The organism is Lysinibacillus mangiferihumi, assembly GCF_003049665.1.
GTDB classification, from domain to species: Bacteria; Bacillota; Bacilli; order Bacillales_A; family Planococcaceae; genus Lysinibacillus; species Lysinibacillus mangiferihumi.
The window spans coordinates 131,270-153,149 of sequence record NZ_PYWM01000008.1 but is presented as its reverse complement, the minus strand read 5'-3'; the positions used below and the strand labels follow the sequence as shown (position 1 = coordinate 153,149).

Here is a 21,880-nt window from a genome sequence, read left to right as displayed (position 1 = left end):
TATTTTTATTGGGCTTGAAAGCCAACCCTTTTACAGGTTGTGCTTTCTAATGAGCCCTTTTGCTAAACCTTCATCAACTTCTCTATGCCTAGGGATTTGTTCTTTCTTGCCTGTTGGTGACACCCATATATCATGTTTACCTCCATGTGTCAAAAATTCCCGTCCTTTAGCCGAGAAGCGTTTCTCTAACTCTCTCTTTTTCATTTTTTAACCCCTTTTCCGCTATACGTGTATTATACGTATCAAAAAGAAAGGGGTTCAAATATTTTTGTGTTTATATTAATTACACAATTTAATGAACAATACCCTTTTATTATTCAAACAATCTGTATCATGCTATTTAAAAATAAGTATCGATTAAAGTATTCTCTATTGAATTCCAAACAAATTTTTTTGTTACAATTTTGTATATTATATTTTCAGTTTTATGTTTTTTATTTAAAATATAAGAATAATCAGAATATTAAAGGAGGCGTTATACAAATGAGGAAATTATTTTTTATGCTGACTTGTTTGGTTCTCTTGTTCTTTTTCACGGCAAATATTGGCTTACCTGCAGCCACTGTTTCTGCAGCTGAACAGAAAAACGATTTTGCCATTACCATTTTAAATGAAAGTACCATGCGTTTAGATTTGTTAAATGAAGACGCAAAAATTGAAAATGATGAAGTTGGAAATATAATGATTACAAAAGGTGATTATACAGAAATACTGCCAACTCAAGCGATAGATAGTCATGGTAATGAGGTGCATTTAATTTATAAATCAGTTGCTAATGGACTGATTATAGAATTACATAACCATGAACAACCGATTCATACGACTAGATTGGCTCGTTCTAAATGGAAATGTACACTAGGTGTTCTTGGCGGGTATTATCTTGGTGCATTAAGTGGCTTAGGGGTAGGAGCTGGTGTCGGATCCGTTCTTCCTATTATCGGAAATGCGGTAGGTGCTGCTGGAGGAGCTATTATAGGTGCAGCAGGCGGAGCAATGTCAGGTGCAGCGTCCTCTTGTTTTGATTAGTATATAGGAGGAATTAATTGTATGCTGGATTTAGATAAAGTTTTTTGTTTGCCCATGATATTGGCCTATTATGTCTGCTTGATTTTGTGGATTTTATTGCTTTTAGCATTAGAATCAAGTTTACTTTGGGCTTTATTAAATCCGTTAAATTTTTGTTTAATTTTTAACATAGTGTTTGGCATTACTTATCAAATTAAAACGAAAAAAAAAGAATAAGATAACAATAAAGCCCAGGCTCAAAATTCTTCGAGCACCTGGGCTTTAAAACGATACAAATATGCATTTTCTCACTATGTCAGCACGTTAATAAATTGGTTTTAATATTCCAATAGGAAGCCACGTACATTGTTCATCTTTTGCTTCCAAGTCTTCTTTTACACATAGGTAAGCATTAATGGAATCACTTACTGAATAAACTATGCTTCCTTTTGGCATCGCTTTTTCCGTTTTGGAACCTTCTAATGGATAGGTTTTCGCTTCTGAGTCTTCCGTTACTTCATAACGAACACCGGCTTTTTTAAATTTTGTATCAAGAACTTTCATATCTGAACCAGGATAATGCTTTTCGCACTTTAAACCATTTCCAGTGTCCTCACAATATCGTAACATTTGATCACCATTCATATCTGATATGGAAGTATCACGCCATTCCGTAAAGAGTTTACCATATTCGCCACTGTTACGATTGATATTGATATACGTTACATTTGCATAGAAAGATGCGCGAATTTTCATCGGTATTTCTCTAAAAACTACTAGATTGGTTGCTTGTACTCGATATGGCCCCATTTGATAAAAGGTTTTGCCATCATATTTTTCAATTTCATATGTTCTAAAATAATTATTGCGTTTCACCACTAGCGAATCAAATGTACCATCTTCATTTTTCTTATAAATCTTAATGTCTTTGGTAAATGTCATTTTCCCCGTTTGGTCTTTATATACTTCTGCACCATCATATCTAATAGCCTCTGATTTTGTTGGATTCACCATCGCAAATACCACCGCTGCTAATAACACAAAAAATAATTTTTTCATTATGCTCCTCCTACTCTATTTTATAATACTTACTTTATCTACTAATATCGTAATATTTTATCAATAGAAATAGAGGATGTCAAAAATATAACAAAAGCAGTATTTTTTATTATAATTTCAAGTATGTTACTCCAACTTTAAAATAAATTTTTACCACAACATCTATAGTAATTTACATGTTTTAGATACTAATTATTATGTTCTAAGTATCGGGATTACAGTTTTAATACACCATACAAGGCATCAAGAAAAAGGGATACGAAAGTAAGCTAAAGAATAGAGAAAAAATTTCTTAGGAAGAGTTTTCGTTTCATACGTTTTAATAGCTTCCGTTACACGTGTATCAGCAAATGACTGTAGCCATTTCTTCCCCTCATCATTGTCGTTTAGAAATGATTGAACCGATTCAAGTGTCAATGTAGCCCCTTGTCCGTTTCCGCCATCTCCTTGTGGTGGATGATCCTTTGAAGAATTTCCTTCCCCACCATCGGCAAACATTTGAATAGCTAAAGGTAAAAAAGTTTTTAAATAAAATAGATTGTTCTTCATGATGTCCTCCTTGCCCAATTTAGTTATTCGATGGAATCCCTAAACTGTTCGATAGTAGTTTTTCCCGTTCTTTATAACGTCTGCGAGAGGAAAGACAAAATAAAAAGCCACTCAAAATGAATGGCTTGATTACAAAATTTACATTAATTTCTAATACTAGAGATTTATCTTAAAATCGGATTAGATTAATGTTATTAACCTCGATAAAGAACAAATAAAAAAGTGATTGTATAGAAAATAACGATTTTCCAAATCACGCGCTTATAAAACTCCGAAGATAGCATTTCATTAAGAACTAGAGACATATTTGTCAAAGTAATATTCAAATATCCTATAAGTGACTTGTGCTTCACTGATATGTCTCTTAAGACGATTTCCAACATCTATTACTTGAATTTTTTCTAATTTTTTACTATATTTAGAATTTTCGTAAGCATTTAGTAGGTCATAAAAATATTCACAATGGATAGAACAATGGGAACCGTCACAATACCATCCAGAACTAGAAAGAAAAATTGCCCAAGATATTTGACGTTGTTTATATTTTAAAAATAAGCAAGCCAAGTAAAAATCATTTATTTCAGGATGATTTTCAAATGGTTCCGAATTTGCAAATTCTTTTACGATTCTAACTGCTTGCTTTTGAAATTTTATTAATGAAAGTTCTATAATCCAATAAGGAGGACTTTCAGATTTATCGATAATTTCATCACAAAATAATATATAATGCTTATAATTTATTAGGCCAGATTCAATCATCTCTCCCATTTTCCAAGCAAAAGATTTGTTTAAATTAATTTCCAACATTAATCCTCCTGTTTTATTGTAAATTTTATACTCACGTTATTTTTATAAGAAAGCACTACTATTGCAAAATAACATCGTTAGTTTAAGTGTATTTCTTTATCAAATGGAGTTTTTTCTACTAATAACCAATACGGGCCCTCTCAATCTTCTAAATATGAAATAGGATATGGAGAATAAACTTCTGTATCTCCATCTTCATCTCGCTTTAAAATTATGATAAAATCTGCCTCATTACTATCTTCCCCTCTAGGTATTGGAGTAATCATGGGAGGGCATCTTAATTCATTACCGTATTCTTCCAACGTCTCATTAAAGTTATTTAGAGCAAACGTGACACGTTTATCTATAAAAGCAAATAATTTATCCACCCCACCTGTTTGCATATCAAAATAATCAGGGTTGCTCTTTCTTTTCTCAATTAAATTCTCTTTGTATTCAGAAACTGTTAAAAAACAAGACTCTCAATCAAGAGGAGAAAGACCTCCACCTAACCAATAAATATTCATCATCTATATCTCCTCATCAATAATTTAAGCACACTTCACAATCTTCAAAATCAATTTTAACATAAATATCCAAAAAAGAAACGATTATCGCGTAAGAAGTAAAAGGTGATACATAGTATTTTTGACTAATATGTATCACCTTTTATATTTTTTACTTTTACAAATGAGGTCTTAATTTGTGATTAAGTGTTAACTTAAGTTACGTAAAATTCTATTTTGGATTTTCTTCTTTGGAGTTCATAAAACATTATTGAAACTAACTTTTAAGAACCAAGCCCTCTTTTTAATGCACCATTAACAGCCAAATAAAATAGTTAGATTTCTCTTTCAGCCATTTCATTCACCACACTTTTGCACCAATCGTTAAAACCATTCGATAGTGGTGGTGTAAGATTATAAAACTCTGAAAAATGGATCAGCTGCTCTTTGCATAAAAAGCTGAATAAATAATGTTCGAAAGAAAAGTCACAAACGTTGATTTAACAACATTCGTGATTTTTTGGTGTATGTCCAAACTTTCATTTGGAACGTTTATTGAATTTATAATGTATATAGTATTTATTATTCAAGAATAGACATTACAGTAATACTTCAGATAATTAAAACAAAAGTACTTGTTTTTAGCACATTTGAAGCCAACAGTTATCCGAAGTGATTATGAAAACACCAAACAACAAGAAACATACTCACTATCCCCCAAGCAGTGGTACTCCATATCCACCAAATTACAGATTTAGCTTTTGATGAATTTTTCTCGTCTTCCATATTTGCTTTTATAAAAGCGACCTTACTTTCCATATCTTTTTTCATAGAAGTGAGAATAATAAATCCAATTATTATGAAACCAATAGTTATCCAAAGTAATAGGTCCACCTTTACACTCCCTTTATATAATTGATTTTTACCGCTATTTATTAAAGTAATTAGATTCTACAAAGATAACAATAATCATTGTGTTAATTCAAGTGAGTTTTAGTATATTCACATATTAAAATGCTGAATTGGTGCAGTACCGAACTCGTTTTATCCAAGCTGCCTAATGAAATAACCGTGTCTAACTTTTAGGGGTCACTTCACTTGTTAAATGTGACTCAATACATTAATCCACGAAAATATATACTTCTACAGTATTAGAATTTTCTAAGTAAACAAAATCGCGTCGTTCCACTTTGTAAAATACATCGCCTAACCCTACTCTATCTCCTACATCAGGTACAACTGGTATTGTGTTTGTAAATTCTCTCATTACAAGCCCTTCACCATTTGCCTCGCAATATATTATTGATAATCCCTTCATATGGTAACCACTCTCCTTCTGCAATAATGATATTGTATATGGAGCAAAATTCCAATAATACAAATCTGATACATAGAAAAGAGACTACCAAATTAGTAGCCTCTTCGTAGTGTTGACGACTCCGCAATCGTCTTATTAAGTTGTTTTGACATTAAAGTCTATGAACCATCTAAGGTTTAAAAGGACGGTCATTTATATGATATACCATCTGTCTTTACCTACAACTCGTTAGGAAAGCGTAAATAACTAATACTTAAATGCTTGTTTTTAGCAACATACAAGTGATCGTGGTTTATTATTGTAAGCAATATTTTTTCAAAGCATTTCAGTGCGCTTTTGAAAAATTATCACAATATCAATTTACTACACTTTTTGCGAACTTTCCTGGTGTTAAGAAGTTCACTTTGTATATTTATTTTATAAATTAAATATTGTAGATAAAAAATCCACACTCTATTAAATATGACTTACTAAAAAAATGATTCTTCAAAAAAATCTGTTAAAAAAAATGGTTCAATTCCAACTTCTCTAAATAAATATTTTATTGGATGTCCACCCTGAGCCAAATTGCTGTTAGGATTTAATATTTTCTCCCGAAGTTCTTTAAATATATCTGAATTGATTTCAGGAAACCATTCTTCGTAGCTTAAACTTTTATCTTTTTCAATCAAAATTAAGTACGTTACAATATATTCAAACATATAAGGAAAGTCTTTTTCAATATATTGATAACAATCTAATAGTGAAGATAAATAACTCTCGAAATTGAAATAATCAGTATTTATTCCATCATCATATTTTAAACGTTCTTTCTGTGGTTTAAAAGCAAAAGCCGATTTACTATACCAATTTCCTAACATAGATGTAAAAAGTAATATCGCATATTTTCGAGTCTCTTTATCATCAACGTTAAAATATTTATAATATTCATCAAAACTATAACTTTTTGCGGTGTCAAAATATCCAATAGCTATTCCGGAAAGTGCTTCTTTAACTTTTCGAACAATTATTTTTTCTGTCATATTTCAGTCTCCTTCTTTTGAATATTAAATTTTAATATATCATAAAAGTAATTAAGAAAATGATAGACAAGCAAACATACTTATTATTGTAAGGAATTTTATTTGAGCATGTTTGTTGTAAATGTAGATGGAACTATAATTCATTTCTTCTGCTATCTTTTTGTATTCTTGATTAATCCTTTCGGTTAGTTTTGATGGAATCCCAACAAGCTATTATTACAGAGCCTGTCCCAATAATCTAGAGACTACGCTACTTCGCGCAATCATTTTTATAAACTGTAATCCCCCCCACTGTTAAGTCCTTTAGAGTTACCTTCCTGCCATATTCCCGCGACAGAATACTTTCAATAATCGGCAATAATTTTCGTACCTTTTCTTCTGTCATTTTGACTGCCGTCATTTCCCACACTCCTTTTTATCAGAATATGTCGAATGGGCTTGTCACTTGCAATAAGACAATTTTATAGTCTGTTCACTACTTACTAAATCTAAAATAATATCCCCATTCCTTGACCTTTCTGTTAAAATGATTGTAGAAAGGAAGGTGACTGAAAATTAAAACAACAGAAAAAGAGCAAATGTCTGTTGGTTTAACACAGTTTATCGATTTCACCGTTAGGCAAACCATGCTGGCAAAGATCAACAAAATTAATGATATTAAAAATCAAGGCGAGTATCATCCAGTAAAAGATCATTGGAAGCAGTTACGAGAACGTATTAAATTGTGCTATGAGCAAAATCAATCTCTCAATCAATTAGATTCATTACTAACTGAAGTCCATGAACGAAAAATCAATTCCTATACCGAAGCCATAAAGGCATTTAAAAAATTTACACGTAACAAGAAAATCGAATGGTTTGATCCACCTAAATCCATGTGGACATCAACTAATGGCTTAGTAGTCCGTTCATCTCCCGAACTGGGTTTAGTGATTGACGGCGTACCCCACTTAATAAAATTATTTTTTAAAGGGAATACGGAAAAAATTAATGAACGCAACATTCAACCAATCCTAACGTTAATGTTAGAAGCACAATCTAAAGACCCTTATCCACCAAACATTGTATTTGCTGTGTTAAACGTGAAAACAGCTAAATTACATGTAGCCACGCAAGCAAACCCTAAAATCCTTCAAGCACTTCAACTAGAGGCACAAACATTCGAAAATATTTGGAGAAACTAATTAATTTTAATTCATTTCTTCAATCATTCATCTGTTATTTACATTGACCCAAATCCCACTTCCATTATGACAGCCTTCCATTAAAATTAATCAATCTTTTTATCTTCGCATCATTTACTTACTGCCCCACAAGGTTACAGAATAATTCCGATATTAAACGATAAAGTTTAGTCTAAAACGTATGATGCTAGTAATAAATTATGGTATATCTTTTAATCCCTCTTTCGTTAAAGGCATTTAAGTATCTGTGTAAAAGTCAGCTATAAAATTGTTATTCGTTCTTAGAAATAGTTAACTCTAAGAGTAGGAGTGACATACTAATGAAATGCGTTATCTACGTTCGCGTTAGTACCGACGAACAGGCGAAGCATGGGTTTTCGATTGCTGCACAAATTGAAAAATTAGAGGCTTATTGTGTGTCACAAGGTTGGGAAATTGTTGAGGCGCCTTACATCGATGATGGCTATTCTGCTAAAGATTTAAATCGACCCCATTTTCAAGCAATGTTGCAGCGCATTCAGCAAGGGGGCATTGATGTTTTACTTGTCTATAAGCTAGATCGTCTAACTCGCTCTGTGCCTGATTTGCATACGATTTTGGCTGAATTGGACCAATATGAATGTAAATTTAAATCGGCTACGGAAGTGTACGACACGACCAATGCAATGGGACGTTTGTTTATTACGTTGGTAGCGGCGATTGCGCAATGGGAGCGGGAAAATACCGCTGAACGGGTGCGTTTAGGCATGGAAAAGAAAGTGAAGTTGGGCTACTGGAAAGGTGGCACCCCTCCCTATGGCTATCAAGTAGTAAATGGTGCATTAATGATGGATGAAGAAGAGGCTCAAATTGTCAGGGATATATTTACATTAGCAAAGACATTGGGGTTTTACACAATTGCCAAGCAATTAACAAGCAAAGGCGTCCCTACTCGAAAAGGCGGACAATGGCATGTCGATAGTGTGCGGGATATTGCCAATAATCCAACATACGCAGGTTATTTAATGTTTAGCTTAAATCCAAAAGACATAAAAAAACCACCGCGTGAACGGGTGCTATTTGAAGGTAATCATGAACGCATTATCGATCGAGATGAATTTTGGGCACTACAAGATTTGTTAGATAAGCGTAGAACATTAGGTGGAAAGCGTGAAACGAGCAATTACTATTTTTCCTCGCTTTTAAAATGTGCACGCTGTGGGCATTCGATGGCTGGTCATAAAGCGGGCAAGAAAAAAACATATCGATGTTCTGGTAAGAAAGCTGGTAAAGCTTGTACTAGTCATATGATTTTAGAAAGTAATTTAGTGCAAGCCATTTTTGCACAATGGGATGACTTGGTCGGTGGCCATTTTACAAGTAATGAGGGGGATGCTAGCTTTCCAGTGGCACAATTGACTGCATTACAACAGGAATTAGCTGTTGTGCAAAAGCTTTTACACAAGAAAAAAACGATGTTTGAACATGATATTATTGGTATTGATGAGTTAATTCGAGACAGCGAAAAATTGCGTAACAAAGAAAAAGAAATTCAAGCAAGTTTAAAAAAGATACAGTTGCTGGACGATCGTCATCATGAGGAAATTCGGGCCATTATTCGCAATATTGACACCCTATGGATCAATGCCGATGATACCGAACGCAAACAATTAATGACCACCATCTTCGAACAAATAGTCGTTGATACAAAGGATGATTATAGGAGCAGTAAACAAGCTAGAGAAATAACCATTGTTACAGCTAAATAATATGTCTTTTATTGGTGGCGGTACACTTATTCCATGGGCGCTCATTCCAGCAGCTGCGATTTGCAATGTAAGTCCATTTGAGCTTGCAAGGCGCAATTTATTGCCTGTAGCGATAGGTCTTATTGTAACGACCATTGTGGCAATGTTTTTACTATAAATCTTATAGAAAATTTAAAGGCCATCTGCTATTATCGATTGTCGATTACTAGCAGATGGCTGAATTATTTTTTATGGTTAAGATTATTCTGATTGTGGAAGATAATCTTGGTTGTTTATTGTTAGTTTAGAAGCGAAGAATAGAATTTCTTTATTTAAAGCAAAATAAGGTTCTAGAATGTTGTAAAACGCTTCCCATTTTTCGTCAGCCTGTTCATTATCAAGTTTCATGGCTTCTTCATACAGCTTTTTTAATTGCTCTTTATCTTCTTTACTAACTTCGAAGTCATAATCAGACATGTATTCTTCAAATGTTAACGGCTCGATGAATTGACTAAGAAGATCATGGAATTGATTCCATACCGTTTCAGACAACTCCATATTGTCGTCATTTTCAGCTTTTTGAGCATCTTCATATAACGTTTTTAACTTCGCCATCGTTTCAGCAGGAATGTCTAATTCCATTCCTTCCATGTATTCTTCAAACGTTTGTGGTGGGTATAATTCATCAAGATATGGTTGAAGGATTGTATACAACTCTTCATATTTTAAATTAGCTTTTTCTTCATCACCACTTTTTTCAAGCTTTACCCACTCTTCATAAATAGCTTGAAGCTGTTTTTTATCATTTTCTTTAATAGCTATATTTCCCTCACTAAACCCAAAGCCTTCTAAGTATTGTTCAAAAGTCTCCGGTTGCCAATTAGCTAATATATAAGGTTTTGTAATTTTATACATTTCCTCATAAATTTTTTCGAATTCTTCATATTTCTTTTCAAATTCTTCTTCTGTTACTTCTTTTTCAACCTCAACTGACGCTTCTTTTTCTAACTTCTTTATTTCGTTAAACAACTTTTCTAATTTTCCTAAATCTTCCTTAGTTACCTCTTTAGGAAGGTCTTTTTTATACACTTCAAATGTATAAAAGTCCGAATAATCGTCTACTACTTTACCTTCTATAGAAATTTCTTGTCCTACTACTAAGTTCATTTTTTCAATTTGTTCAGTAGAAAATTTACTAAAACTAATAAAGTAATTTTTACCATCTATTCCTTTCAAGTTCATGCCATCGCCGAAGACTTCTTTAATAGTTCCAGATATTTTTTGTTCTAATTGAACATTAATATTACTATCCTTTGTTTCTAATGTTGTAGCTCCCGCTTGAAGTGGCGTCAGGATAGCCATCCCTAGTGTAAATGCTGATGCAATCATCCAAGTTTTTTTAAATGGTTTTTTCATACTTTATTTCTCCTTAATTTAACAGATTGGTGTTACTAATACTTATACGTATTTTCTATAGAAAATGTTTCATTAATTATCAAAAAAAGTTTATTAAATTAGATACTTGTAAATTAGCTAGAATTAATTATCCTTTATTATAATATACTTTTATGGTTATTATTACTATTTAAATATAGCGAAAATTCACAAATGTATTATTCAATGAAAGCTTTTTATGCTGATGCAATAGGATTTGGAAAATTATGAGCGTGAAAACGCACTAGCTAAAGAATCAACCTCGATTTATTTGCTATGCGTCTCCATACGCTTTATTTAGTAAAGGGAGAGATCATCAATGTTATGAACAACCTAAATTATTTTTTACTGACCTTCAAAATCCTGTTTCATTATAATTTGCATTGTTAAAAGTGCACTAACAAAAGCAGTAATTAGCAGTAATATTCCATCAACATGAATAAAATTAAAACCATAAACGATGCTCCCACAAATCACACAACTTACTGTATTTATAGCGAATAAAACGCCCCACACCACTTCTTTGAAGCGTTTATAAGCTCTACTGCCTGCTAAAAACTTGATGTAAAAGAAACAAATTAAACCCATACCCAACACTACTATCAATGAGTTAACAAAAGATGCTGTAAAGTTAATGGGTTCCTCCCAAGCCATATCTATAGCAATAACATTTGTGAAATTCACCATATTGAAAGCAACAATGCAGAGAAAAACATAAAAGAACAAAATCCATTCAGCTACATATACCATTGGAATAACCAACTTTTTCAATACAGTCGCACTAACCAACTAGTATCCCTCCTCAAATTTATTAATTTTAATATTAGACGGAAAAATTATACAAAAGTTACAGTGGCACTAACCACTAAGTTAAAAATATTACTATAGCCTAACTTCCTTTTTAATTGTAAAAGAAATAGTAGACCTCTGAAATGAAGGAGAACTGATTTGGTAGTGTCTTCTTTTTTGCACTAATTTTTCTGACCATTATGTCATGTCAAATATGAGTTACATTTGCCCAAGCTTACATAATGCATTAAAAATTCCGGTAGCATTTTACTGTACATTTGGATAAAAATATAATATATTTTTTGATAATGTTCTCAAAATGATAACATTTGTTTTTTCTTTCTACATATCATTTCTTCAATTAGGAGGCTCGTTGATGCGTAATAAAGCAGAGGTTTTAATGCATCCTGTGAGAATGAAAATTTTACAAGCGCTGATGCATAATACAGACGAAGGCTTAAGTACATTAGAGATGATTTCTGTTATTAAAGATGTACCGCAAGCTACTTTATATCGCCACATTCAAATATTAATGGATGAAAGCATCATTAAAATTGTGAAGGAGCGAAAAGTACGTTCTGTAACGGAAAAATTTTATGCATTAAATGAAGATGCTGCAAAAATAAGTAAGGAGGATTGGTCAATACTAACGAAAAAGCAAAAACTTAACTATATTTCGTACTATCAATTAGCTCTACTGTCTCAGTATCAAAATTATTTAAACTTATGTGAAGAAGATGAACATATCGTAGATTCTGCAACTTTTTCATTACTTGACTTATCCTTAACGAAAGAACAGTTTAACCACTTTCAAAATGATTTGAACGATTTATTAACGAGATACTATAATATGTCCGATTCAAGCCATACAACGGAAACAAAAACAATCGCAGTAAATATTATTCCAAAATCGTAAGTAACAAAACAGGATTTAATTTGTAAGGAAATGGAGAAGATTTATGAAAAAAAGCAAGTCACTTGAAAATATACGAAAATTTATCATGATTATTATAGGGGCAATCATTGCAGCATACGGACTTGAAGCTGTATTAATACCAAACAATGTGATTGATGGTGGTGTTACAGGTCTTAGTATTATGGGTGCCCATTTATTTGAAATTCCATTAGGCGTGCTACTCTTTGTATTAAATATTCCGTTTATCTATATTGGCTACAAACAAGTAGGAAAAACATTTGCATTAATGAGCTGTGCTGGGATTGCTGCGTTATCGATTTCCACAGTTCTATTACATGACGTTAAAACAATTTTAGGACCGAATGATCCTTTATTAATTGTTTTATCTGGTGGTATGTTACTTGGAATTGGTATAGGAATTGTTTTACGTAATGGTGGTGCTTTAGATGGCTCTGAAGTATTAGCCGTACTACTATCACGTAAAATACCGTTTTCAGTCGGAGATATTATATTATTTATCAATGCCTTTATTTTCTTAGGGGCAAGCTTTATTTTCGGTTTAGAGAGTGCTTTATATTCCGCTTTAACGTACTATATTGCGAAAAACGTTATTGATATTATTCAAGTTGGTTTAGAAAAATCCAAAGACGTCCGTGTTGTCAGTGCAAAATCTGAGGAAATTGGGGATGCCATTCAAGCTCGTTTAGGGCGTGGCGTTACTTATACACAAGGGCGTGGAGGGTTTTCAAACGAACCAACTGAAATATTAAACTGTGTCATTAACCGTATGGAAGAAAATAAGTTGGTATCCATTATTAAAGACATAGATAGCAGTGCGTTTGTCGTCATTTCTGATGTTTCAGAAGTGCGCGGTGGCAATTTCAAAAAACGCGATATTCACTGATACAAAAAGTAAGCAAGTGCATCTCTTGCTTACTTTTTATTTGTTGTTTTCCGTGTAATCCAGATCCTGGGTGCAACTACAGAAAAGAATGACATCTGGCGTTGGTCTAAAGGCTCTTTCAAGACAATTTCAACTAAAAAAGCTATAATTATAATATTTCTTATACATGTGACTTTACATTTTGAAGGAGAACTTAATGGACTTATTTATAGCTAGTGATCGCCAATTGCCAATTCGTTATTATGTAAATGAAGCTATTTGGATTCGCCGTGGTTGTTTATCACCACCCCAATTAACTTTGCCTTTTTTTGTGGAGGTAGAAATTAAAAATAACGACAATTTGCCAATTATTACACAGTATATCCGAGAATTTCAATGTCAGTATAAGTATACAGAGATGCAAATTCTAATAAAGGACAACGTTATATTTACTGAAATGCAAGATATGCTCATTGAACAGCTATTAAGCAATCATCTGATTTCTATCCACCCACTGTTATTAAAGTAGGCATTTTCGTACTGCTTTCAAATATTATAAAGATTACATAAATAATGGACATAGGCTTCAATCTGAATTTTATAAGCTCATGGTCATTAAAGAAAAGATATACTTTCGAAAAAGGCTAGTAAAAGGCTATTTTTGTTTTGATCAACTCGATTTTCTTTATGGCTGACTTCAATTGACTCTTCTATATTCGCTCTAGCATTACGTGTTTAGTTAAAACCTTTGTTTACCACCATTCTTGATTTAGTTTGTTGGAAGCACACCATTAATGAAGAAGTTTTCTCACTCCTCCATTTAACAAACTACCATCTCACTAGAAAGCTTAAAAACATCAAATAATCCTACCCTAAATAGGCATACATTTGCACTTAAAAGAATAGAAACCTAGTAGAGAGTTTAGTTCAAGAAAAATAAAGTGAGGTGTAGAAGCAATGCTAGAAATAAGTGATGCAAAAGAGTTGGTACTCGGAGTTGTGCAACATGATCCATTGTTTATCGTACTACAACATACACCATTAGTAGAAACACTTTATGGTGATGCCTATTTAACACATATCCATGAAAAAAAATATTATAGCATTTCAGAAGTTGCAGGTTGGTTTGAAATAACAGATGCCATGTTGCGTTATTATATCAAACCTTTCGATCAGTATATTTTTGATAGCGCCTCTTATCATCAAACCACTAATATTCGCTTAGACCTCCCTGCTATTTTACGACTTCGCATGATTCTACTTTTGAAGGATGAATACCGTGTTAAAGGTCTAAAACTACTGCTAGGTATTGATGACAGTAATCAACAGATTAAACATCAAATTACTGCCACTACTCTTGATTTTACGGATAATTTAGCCCACAAAGTCGATGTATTAGGTAGTGTCCTTCAACAAATGATACAAACTGGTTTATTTCATATGGAACCAGATGAAAAGCAAGGGACATTAAACATTACGATTAATCAAGATTTTTTAGCGCAAAATCTACAAGAGCTCTCTTCCGAATCAAGCCGCCAAATAGAGGAAATTCAAAATGAAACAGCCGAATTGAAACATTTAAATGAAAATCTCCAAAAGCAAATGGTAGAATTACAAGAAGGTAGTGTCAAAGATATCGTCAAAAAAATCCGTGAGCGTCATATTGAAAACGAAATCGTATCCACTCTACGCACGGAGGCACTACAGCAATATTCTATGGAGAATAAGTCAGGGTTTTTCGCAAAAATTTTTAAATCCTCGCAAATTGAAATGGAAAAAGAGCAATTTGTTGTTGGCTATATTTCACAACATTTAGAAGAACGCTTGGAAACAGCACTAAATAAATATTACAGTACCTGATTCTTTTACGTGCCTGTCACTCAAACAATTCTGAAAATTTCGAGTGACTGGCACTAATCACTAATAAAAAAGGTGTGTACGAATGAATACGTTAATGGAAGTACAAAATATTTCTAAACAATATAAAACAAAGAAAGTTTTAGATAACATTTCATTTTCCATTTATGGAGAGGAAATTGTCGCACTTGTAGGGAAGAATGGTTCTGGTAAAAGTACGCTACTAAAAATTATTGGAGGTATAATCGATTCAGATAGTGGCGCAGTTACTAGACATGTACAATCTTTAAAAATTGGGTACGTCCCCGAAATTACTCCTTCACATGTACTCTTTACGCCAGAAGAGTATCTTTTTCATATGGGTAAAATAAGTGGAATACCTCGGAAGCCATTACAAGAAAAAATAGATCAATTACTTGAGATATTCAATATGCTTGAGGCTCGTTCGACACGAATTACTCATTTTTCAAAAGGCATGAAGCAAAAGATTATGATTATGCAGGCAATGCTTGAAGAAACACATCTTCTAATTTTGGATGAACCTTTATCCGGACTTGATCCTCGTGCCCAAAATGAACTAGAAAAAACCCTTTTGTCTTTAAAAGAGAAAGGATATAGTATTTTATTAACCTGTCACGAAACCAAATTATTGGAAAACCTGGTGGATCGGATTTTATTAATTGAAGGTAGCCAAGTGAAACAACTGGAATCATTTTCAGAAGCTTCTAACCAAAACAATCAAATAGTGTTTGAGTTTCCCAGCCATAAATCACTTGATTCAGTACTTTCCTTTATCCAAATCAATCAAATGCGCACATTAAATAATGGCAATCAAGAGCTTACAGTAACTGTAAAAAGCAGGGATACGGACAAAGCCCTTTTGGCTTTACTTCAACACGAAGCTTCCATTAAAGAGCTCATGCCTCTAAATTCAAAGAAAGAACAATTTCATACCCATTTCTAGGAGGTTTATTAGATACATGATGAGTTTATTACACTATCAATTCAGTAACTATATAAGGACTTACAAATATCTTCCGCCTTTTTTCATTTTCATTTTATGTACGGTAGTCAATTATGCATTTGTACCAAACCCAATATTGGATAGTTACTCATTTACTTCGACTCTTCTCTTTTTACTGATGGGATGGTTTACAGTAACAATATTTCATGCGGAGGACGAAGGACAAAAAGTCATTACTATACTACATGCTAAAGGGCAAAATGTGTATTTTGTTACGCTTTATTTGATTTGTATCGTAATTGGCTTTTGTCTAAGCTGTGTGTCAGTGTTGTACCCTATAATAATCGGTGCATTTGGTGAACGACCAAGTTTATGGCATATCATATTGGGCTTCCTAGCTCATTTTAGCCTTTCTATTCTAGCTATTGCACTCTCTGCCATTTTCACAAGAGAACTAGTAAAAAATAGACAAAATTCTTGGTGGGGTGTACTTAGTATCTTAATTATTTCTTTAGCTATTGCCTCGTTAAAAAGCGTTATTTTACAAGTAAAGGGTCTTTTATGGCTCTTACCCCCTGTACATCTTTCTTTAGAAATGATGAGTTCAGATGATAGCATCAACGTAATACCAGCCGGTTTTTATTGGCAATTTATTTGGATTTTTATTTATAGCATACTAGTAATATGGTTATACTTTTTTATTTTGAATCGAAAAAAGAAAATGTAAGAAGTGCCTGGCACCCATACAATTGTGAAAATTTCGAGTGCCCGGCACCTAAAGGTTTAATCAAGCAATTCTTTTAACTGGTCAATTTCAGTAATTGTTAACTCTGTTAGTTCTGCGATTGTTTCAATATTGGTTTCTCTCTTCAATAACTTTAACGCAATTTCCTTCTGCACCTTTTTTTCTCCTTGTTCTATTCCTTGTTCTATTCCTTGTTCTATTCCTTTTAATAACCCTTCTTGCTCAGCTATATATTTTGTATCTTCTATCTTCGCCGCCTCATCAAGGATATATTTCAAACGAGATTGATATGCATAATAATCTTCAGGGGATTGACTTAAATCTTGCCAAACATTCATAGCATTGAATAACTCCTCATCTTTCATGGCAAGCTCCTCCAATTCTAAATAAATTTCTTTATAGACTTTCTCTTTACGTCCATCAACCATTCCCAATAGCATTAACCATCTATCCAAGACATTTTTAAAAGAATCCAATTGTTTTGCATACCATTGCTGTATAAACCTATTAATATCGATAAAATGTATTTCAAGTACATCATCCATTTTCAAATTATCTTGATCATCAAAGAGTTGAAAAATAGAATGATAATTTTTAGTGTGTTCAAATAATGTAAAATTACAAATATTTATAGTAATTGTCGGTCGTAATTTATGATACCCCATCCCTTTACGAAGTTGCGAAGTATAAATTCTTGACCAATAGTACAGTGTTCGTTTCATCATATCGTATTGATTGGTTAATTGAATTTCAACATTAATAAATAAATCATCTTGTGTTTTAACTAAAATATCCAAGCGAGATTGCTTATCATCTACATGTTCACTACCAAATTCTTGACTTATAAAAGTAACTTCTTTAATAGCGTTTCTCCCTGTACGATTTAATAAAGCATTCAGGAATACTATAGTAATAGCCTTATTCTTATCCGTACCAAATAATTGTTTAAAAGCATAATCTACTTTTAAATCTATAAATTTTTCAAGTGGGATTTTACGAAAAGTCTTTACACTCATGCGCATCACTCCAATTGATTTACCACAATTATAACATTTTTTTGATTTAGAAAAAAACGAAAAAGGTGCCTGACACTCGAACAATTCTGAATATTCTGAGTGACTGGCACCTTTACTTATATTCTTTTAAAATGACGGTAGTAGCACCTATTTCAAGTGCTTTCTGCAAAGTCGCATATGCTCCTTTGGTGTCAGGTACATAAACAATTCAGAATATTCTGGGTGTCAGGCACCCTTAACTAATGGTTGGATTGCATGTTTAAATTGGCTATCTTCTCTTGTTGTTTTAATACGATCCATTTACCGCATAACATTACAATTAGTCCTAGCAATACAATGCTACCTGCAAAAATGAGTGCTGCCTTGTAGCTATTAAAAATGACCACAAGTTGTCCAGCTATAATTGGCCCGATAATTTGTCCAAACGCATAGAACGTTGTCAACAATGACACGACTGGACCACTCTGTGTTGGAAATAGCTGTCTAGCATAGGCAGTTGTTAGCGTAACAATACCGACGAATGTTAAACCAAATAAAAATGAAGACAATAGCACACTCCATACTGTTTGTGAAAATACTGGCAACAAAATCCCTAGCACTTGTAGTATGTAAGCCACAAATAAAATTTTTATTGCAGAAAACTTCTCTAATAGTACTGTCCAAACTGGAGCAGATGGAATGGCCGCTACGCCTACAATCACCCAACTATAAGAGGAATATGCTTGGAGCGATGGAATGTTGTGAATAATGTCCACTAAAAATGTACCTGTTATAATATAACCAAGCCCCTCAAACCCATATGCCGCAATTAGCCAAGGCATAAAACCCCGCGACATTTTTGCATCTGCCGTTTTCGTTACTTTCACGCTATCGTGTACTTGTAAATTTCTCCATAATAGAAATGTAATCACTAAAAATAGTGCGGATAAAATGCCTAAGCCAATCCAAGTACCTTGCCAAGCAAAACGTGCTTCAATAAAAGGTACGAATAAACCTGAAATGGCAATACCAAGCCCTATACCACTAAATAAATAGCCTGACCACTTTGTGAGCGTTTGTTTGGCCAAATAATCCATAATAATACTAGAAGTTAAAACAAAAATAAGTCCCCCTGTAATCCCTGCAATTAATCGTAGAACAAGCCAAACACTATAGAGCTCAATTAGCCCCATAAGCACAACAGAAATGACATTTAATACCACACTCAACAGTAAAAAATGTTTCCGCTGTCGGTAAATAAATCCCGCCCATAATGCCCCAATAAAATAACCAATATAATTACTAGATGCTAAAAAGCCTGCAACCTCAAATGAAAAGCCAACATCTTCCCGCATAAACGGCAAAATCGGCGTAAATGCAAAACGGCTAATTCCCATCGCTACAACTAGTAAAAGTACTCCCCCAAATAAAATACCAATGTGTTGACGATTCATCGCATCCTCTCCCCCTTTGTTAATAAAAGGATACTGAATGCTCCTTAATAAAGCAATTAAATTTATAAATTTTACCAATATTCAAAAAAATAATTTTACAAACTACAATAACACTGATTGCATTTCACACAAAAAAGACTCAAGCATTTACACTTGAGTCGTGATTATTTATTTAGCTTTTAAACTAATAATAATGAATAAAATGATCAAAAAAACAACCAAACATACTCCCACAATTATGCTTAATTTCCTACCAAGCATATCCATTCACATTCCCTCTATAGTCAGAATTTAATTGAATGTTAAAAGTTCTTGGACGCACCCCAATAACATTATCTCCTATTTTTGCACCTACAAAGGCTGTAAATGCAGCACTCGCATAAAATTTACCATCACTAACATACGCATCTAACGAAGTTCTTTCAAAACCACTTAAAGGAACAAAATTCTGAACAATGTAAGCATTTTTATACTGTACAGAGGTTACTCTTTGATTACTATATTCAAATCTACCTTCTAATCTAATTTTCACAAAAGTTATCCCGAATAATCTAAAATCTGCATCAAATGATACAGGTCTAGTTTGTACGGTTGCTCTAGTATATCTATGTTTTTCATTGCTTTGCATACTGCTTTCAGTAAGTTCTACGTCAAAATTACCACCATTTTGCAGAACATCTAAAATTACTTCCTGCTTTTCTTTCGATAATTCACTATATTGCTGAATGAATTCATCATACGTATCACCAAATGACTTCAGATAGGAAACATATTTTTCTGGCGCTTCAAATGGATTATCTTGTCCATTCTCACTTGCTGCCACAGCAAAATTAGGGATTACTAATCCTATAACTACTACAAATAAAATGAATACACTACTTATTTTTTTCATAGTATGCTCCTTTCTCTGTTTAGTAAGTATAGTGATTCTAGCAGTGAAAGTTAGAATAATCTAATCACCATTTTTATACCTTGCTGAATTCAAATAAACCATACTGCCACCTCCCTTTTTGTGATAGATTTTTAATTGATAGTAATTCTCAATTATATTTTATTTAAAAATTTTTAAGTTGCCAACCCCTATTTTGATTTTTTTATTCCTAAAACTATATATATTTCCATGTCATTAAATTGCTGTAAAACTCTATTTACTACCCTTATATCACAATGCAATTTATTCGTTTTTTCATAGACTTCGCAGTGTTTTTATCCTATAATATTCCCTGCTGATATCAAAATACGAACATTGAGGTGTAAACTATGTTTAAATATACGCAAATTTTCAAAGGAACTGCATTTTCAAGTAAGTCTTCCAAAGAAGTACAAATTTTACAAGACTACCTGTTTTGCATTAACGCAGACGGAATAATTGAAAAAACGATTGCGCCAGAGCATCCTGACTATCAAACAGTACTACATACATATAAAGGGAAAGAAAATTTCTACCAATTAACTGATGGCCAATATTTCTTCCCTGGCTTTGTCGATTTGCATGTCCATGCACCACAATGGGCTCAAGCCGGTACTGCTCTAGACATCCCCCTATATGACTGGCTCAACACCTATACCTTCCCTATCGAATCGAAGTTCTCGGACTTAGCATTTGCGAAAGAGGTCTATGAAGATTTAGTAAGTACCCTTCTTGCCAATGGCACAACAACATCGTTGTACTTTGCAACAGTTCATAAGGAAGCAAGCCTATTATTAGCTGAAATCTGTGCTACAAAAGGACAACGTGGTCTTGTTGGGAAAGTTGTCATGGATGACCCTGAACAAAACCCTGCATTTTATCGAGATGCAAATACGGCAACAGCATTAGCGGATACAGAAGAGTTTATTTTAGCTGTTAAAGAATTAGCGAAATCTACCAAGCAAGGCGTATATCCTGTTGTAACACCTCGCTTTATTCCAAGTTGTACAGATAGTGCTTTAAAAGGTTTAGGTGAATTGGCAGCTAAGTATGATACACATATTCAATCTCATTGTAGTGAAAGTGACTGGGAGCATAGGTACGTGCAAGACCGCTTCAACAAAAATGATGCCTACGCTTTACATGATTTTGGTCTATTAGGTGATAAGTCTGTTATGGCACATTGTAATTTCTTAAACGATGAAGATGCCACACTATTTGCTGAAACTGGTACTGCTATCGGCCATTGTCCAATTTCAAATGCTTATTTTGCTAACAGCGTTATTCCCATTGCCCGCTTCCATGCAAAAGGTGTAGATATTGGTTTAGGCTCAGACATTTCAGGTGGCTTCTCACCTAGTCTTTTTGATAATGCAAGACAGGCGGTAATGTCGTCTAGAATGTTGGAAGATGGTGTGAATACAGCACTTCCTGCAGACAAACGTGGCGTGCCAAATTCGCGCATTACTATCAACGAAGCATTCTATTTAGCAACAGCTGGCGGTGGTGAAAGTTTAAGTCTTCCAATAGGTCGCTTACAAGAAAACTATACGTGGGATGTTCAAGTAATCGATACAAAAGTAGCATCTGCTAAACTACCAATCTTTGATAACAAAGAAGAACTGATTGATATCTTCCAAAAAATCATGTATCTAGTACGTCCTGAAAATATTCGAGAAGTATGGGTGCAAGGCATTAAAGTGCACGAAAGAACAGAATAATCTAACGCAAACAGTGGTCTCCCCTTCTCTGTAGCAACAGATGGAGGTCACTCAGT

26 protein-coding genes are annotated in these 21,880 nt (G+C 33.4%); 12 read left to right on the top strand and 14 right to left on the bottom strand.

Annotated elements, in window-relative coordinates:
• Positions 1-30 precede the first annotated feature (30 nt).
• Positions 31-204 (bottom strand): type II toxin-antitoxin system HicA family toxin, encoded by a 174-nt coding sequence (locus tag C9J37_RS10225; RefSeq protein ID WP_107895250.1) that lies wholly within the window; start codon positions 202-204, stop codon positions 31-33.
• A 279-nt stretch (positions 205-483) separates the two neighbouring features.
• Between C9J37_RS10225 and C9J37_RS10220 the strand changes: the two genes are divergently transcribed.
• Positions 484-1,026 (top strand): hypothetical protein, encoded by a 543-nt coding sequence (locus tag C9J37_RS10220; protein WP_107895249.1) that lies wholly within the window; start codon positions 484-486, stop codon positions 1,024-1,026.
• 21 nt (positions 1,027-1,047) lie between these two features.
• Positions 1,048-1,242: a hypothetical protein gene (locus C9J37_RS10215; RefSeq protein WP_069511957.1), complete on the top strand. Its 195-nt coding sequence runs from the start codon at positions 1,048-1,050 to the stop codon at positions 1,240-1,242.
• A gap of 87 nt (positions 1,243-1,329) precedes the next feature.
• Here the strand turns inward: C9J37_RS10215 and C9J37_RS10210 are convergent, their stop codons facing one another.
• The 8 genes from C9J37_RS10210 to C9J37_RS28245 all read right to left on the bottom strand — a co-directional run bounded on the left by C9J37_RS10210 (position 1,330) and on the right by C9J37_RS28245 (position 6,645).
• Entirely contained in the window at positions 1,330-2,064 is a 735-nt protein-coding gene (locus C9J37_RS10210; protein WP_107895248.1) for a hypothetical protein, read from the bottom strand.
• Between the two features lie 243 nt (positions 2,065-2,307).
• Positions 2,308-2,613, bottom strand: coding sequence for a hypothetical protein (locus C9J37_RS10205; protein ID WP_107895247.1), 306 nt, complete (start codon positions 2,611-2,613; stop codon positions 2,308-2,310).
• A 288-nt stretch (positions 2,614-2,901) separates the two neighbouring features.
• Positions 2,902-3,417 carry a hypothetical protein gene (locus C9J37_RS10200; RefSeq protein ID WP_107895246.1) on the bottom strand — a complete coding sequence of 172 codons (516 nt, stop codon included), beginning with the start codon at positions 3,415-3,417 and terminating at the stop codon, positions 2,902-2,904.
• Between the two features lie 143 nt (positions 3,418-3,560).
• A complete protein-coding gene (locus tag C9J37_RS28915; RefSeq protein ID WP_235617076.1) occupies positions 3,561-3,788 on the bottom strand; it encodes a hypothetical protein in 228 nt (75 codons plus the stop codon).
• 780 nt (positions 3,789-4,568) lie between these two features.
• Positions 4,569-4,799, bottom strand: coding sequence for a hypothetical protein (locus C9J37_RS28910; protein ID WP_107895245.1), 231 nt, complete (start codon positions 4,797-4,799; stop codon positions 4,569-4,571).
• A gap of 226 nt (positions 4,800-5,025) precedes the next feature.
• A complete protein-coding gene (locus tag C9J37_RS10185) occupies positions 5,026-5,223 on the bottom strand; it encodes a hypothetical protein (protein WP_107895244.1) in 198 nt (65 codons plus the stop codon).
• Between the two features lie 470 nt (positions 5,224-5,693).
• Positions 5,694-6,245 (bottom strand): hypothetical protein, encoded by a 552-nt coding sequence (locus C9J37_RS10180; protein ID WP_107895243.1) that lies wholly within the window; start codon positions 6,243-6,245, stop codon positions 5,694-5,696.
• Between the two features lie 250 nt (positions 6,246-6,495).
• Positions 6,496-6,645, bottom strand: coding sequence for a hypothetical protein (locus C9J37_RS28245; RefSeq protein WP_167397292.1), 150 nt, complete (start codon positions 6,643-6,645; stop codon positions 6,496-6,498).
• 178 nt (positions 6,646-6,823) lie between these two features.
• On the opposite strand from C9J37_RS28245, the gene C9J37_RS10175 reads away from it, so the two are divergent.
• From C9J37_RS10175 to C9J37_RS28240, 3 genes are all read left to right on the top strand, one after another.
• A complete protein-coding gene (locus tag C9J37_RS10175; RefSeq protein ID WP_107895242.1) occupies positions 6,824-7,429 on the top strand; it encodes a hypothetical protein in 606 nt (201 codons plus the stop codon).
• Positions 7,430-7,749: 320 nt separating this feature from the next.
• On the top strand, positions 7,750-9,177 hold the full coding sequence (locus C9J37_RS10170) for a recombinase family protein (RefSeq protein WP_107895241.1): 1,428 nt from the start codon (positions 7,750-7,752) through the stop codon (positions 9,175-9,177).
• Positions 9,161-9,334 carry a hypothetical protein gene (locus C9J37_RS28240; RefSeq protein ID WP_158497867.1) on the top strand — a complete coding sequence of 58 codons (174 nt, stop codon included), beginning with the start codon at positions 9,161-9,163 and terminating at the stop codon, positions 9,332-9,334. Before C9J37_RS10170 ends, C9J37_RS28240 begins: the two co-directional genes overlap by 17 nt.
• 83 nt (positions 9,335-9,417) lie before the next feature.
• On the opposite strand, the gene C9J37_RS10165 is transcribed toward C9J37_RS28240, so the two are convergent.
• Both C9J37_RS10165 and C9J37_RS10160 read right to left on the bottom strand, forming a co-directional pair.
• The gene (locus C9J37_RS10165) at positions 9,418-10,572 is read right to left on the bottom strand and encodes a hypothetical protein (protein WP_107895240.1); all 1,155 of its coding nucleotides are present in this window, start codon (positions 10,570-10,572) and stop codon (positions 9,418-9,420) included.
• A gap of 363 nt (positions 10,573-10,935) precedes the next feature.
• Complete coding sequence (locus C9J37_RS10160; RefSeq protein WP_107895239.1) at positions 10,936-11,379, bottom strand: hypothetical protein; 444 nt, start codon at positions 11,377-11,379, stop codon at positions 10,936-10,938.
• A gap of 376 nt (positions 11,380-11,755) precedes the next feature.
• Here C9J37_RS10160 and C9J37_RS10155 point away from each other — a divergent pair, with 376 nt between their 5' ends.
• The 6 genes from C9J37_RS10155 to C9J37_RS10130 all read left to right on the top strand — a co-directional run bounded on the left by C9J37_RS10155 (position 11,756) and on the right by C9J37_RS10130 (position 16,726).
• Complete coding sequence (locus tag C9J37_RS10155) at positions 11,756-12,295, top strand: helix-turn-helix domain-containing protein (protein WP_024364792.1); 540 nt, start codon at positions 11,756-11,758, stop codon at positions 12,293-12,295.
• A gap of 43 nt (positions 12,296-12,338) precedes the next feature.
• Complete coding sequence (locus C9J37_RS10150) at positions 12,339-13,199, top strand: YitT family protein (protein ID WP_107895238.1); 861 nt, start codon at positions 12,339-12,341, stop codon at positions 13,197-13,199.
• A gap of 196 nt (positions 13,200-13,395) precedes the next feature.
• Positions 13,396-13,707 carry a hypothetical protein gene (locus C9J37_RS10145; RefSeq protein WP_107895237.1) on the top strand — a complete coding sequence of 104 codons (312 nt, stop codon included), beginning with the start codon at positions 13,396-13,398 and terminating at the stop codon, positions 13,705-13,707.
• Positions 13,708-14,135: 428 nt separating this feature from the next.
• Positions 14,136-15,038 (top strand): hypothetical protein, encoded by a 903-nt coding sequence (locus C9J37_RS10140; protein WP_107895236.1) that lies wholly within the window; start codon positions 14,136-14,138, stop codon positions 15,036-15,038.
• Positions 15,039-15,120: 82 nt separating this feature from the next.
• Positions 15,121-15,999, top strand: a complete 879-nt coding sequence (locus C9J37_RS10135) for an ABC transporter ATP-binding protein (protein WP_107895235.1) — start codon at positions 15,121-15,123, stop codon at positions 15,997-15,999.
• Between the two features lie 16 nt (positions 16,000-16,015).
• Positions 16,016-16,726, top strand: a complete 711-nt coding sequence (locus C9J37_RS10130; RefSeq protein ID WP_107895234.1) for an ABC transporter permease — start codon at positions 16,016-16,018, stop codon at positions 16,724-16,726.
• A 56-nt stretch (positions 16,727-16,782) separates the two neighbouring features.
• On the opposite strand, the gene C9J37_RS10125 is transcribed toward C9J37_RS10130, so the two are convergent.
• From C9J37_RS10125 to C9J37_RS10110, 3 genes are all read right to left on the bottom strand, one after another.
• Complete coding sequence (locus C9J37_RS10125) at positions 16,783-17,760, bottom strand: Rpn family recombination-promoting nuclease/putative transposase (protein WP_167397291.1); 978 nt, start codon at positions 17,758-17,760, stop codon at positions 16,783-16,785.
• A 239-nt stretch (positions 17,761-17,999) separates the two neighbouring features.
• Positions 18,000-19,193, bottom strand: a complete 1,194-nt coding sequence (locus C9J37_RS10115; RefSeq protein ID WP_107895232.1) for a YbfB/YjiJ family MFS transporter — start codon at positions 19,191-19,193, stop codon at positions 18,000-18,002.
• 250 nt (positions 19,194-19,443) lie between these two features.
• A complete protein-coding gene (locus C9J37_RS10110; RefSeq protein ID WP_107895231.1) occupies positions 19,444-20,085 on the bottom strand; it encodes a hypothetical protein in 642 nt (213 codons plus the stop codon).
• A gap of 368 nt (positions 20,086-20,453) precedes the next feature.
• On the opposite strand from C9J37_RS10110, the gene guaD reads away from it, so the two are divergent.
• A complete protein-coding gene (gene guaD, locus C9J37_RS10105; protein ID WP_107895230.1) occupies positions 20,454-21,824 on the top strand; it encodes a guanine deaminase in 1,371 nt (456 codons plus the stop codon).
• The last annotated feature ends 56 nt before the right edge of the window (positions 21,825-21,880 follow it).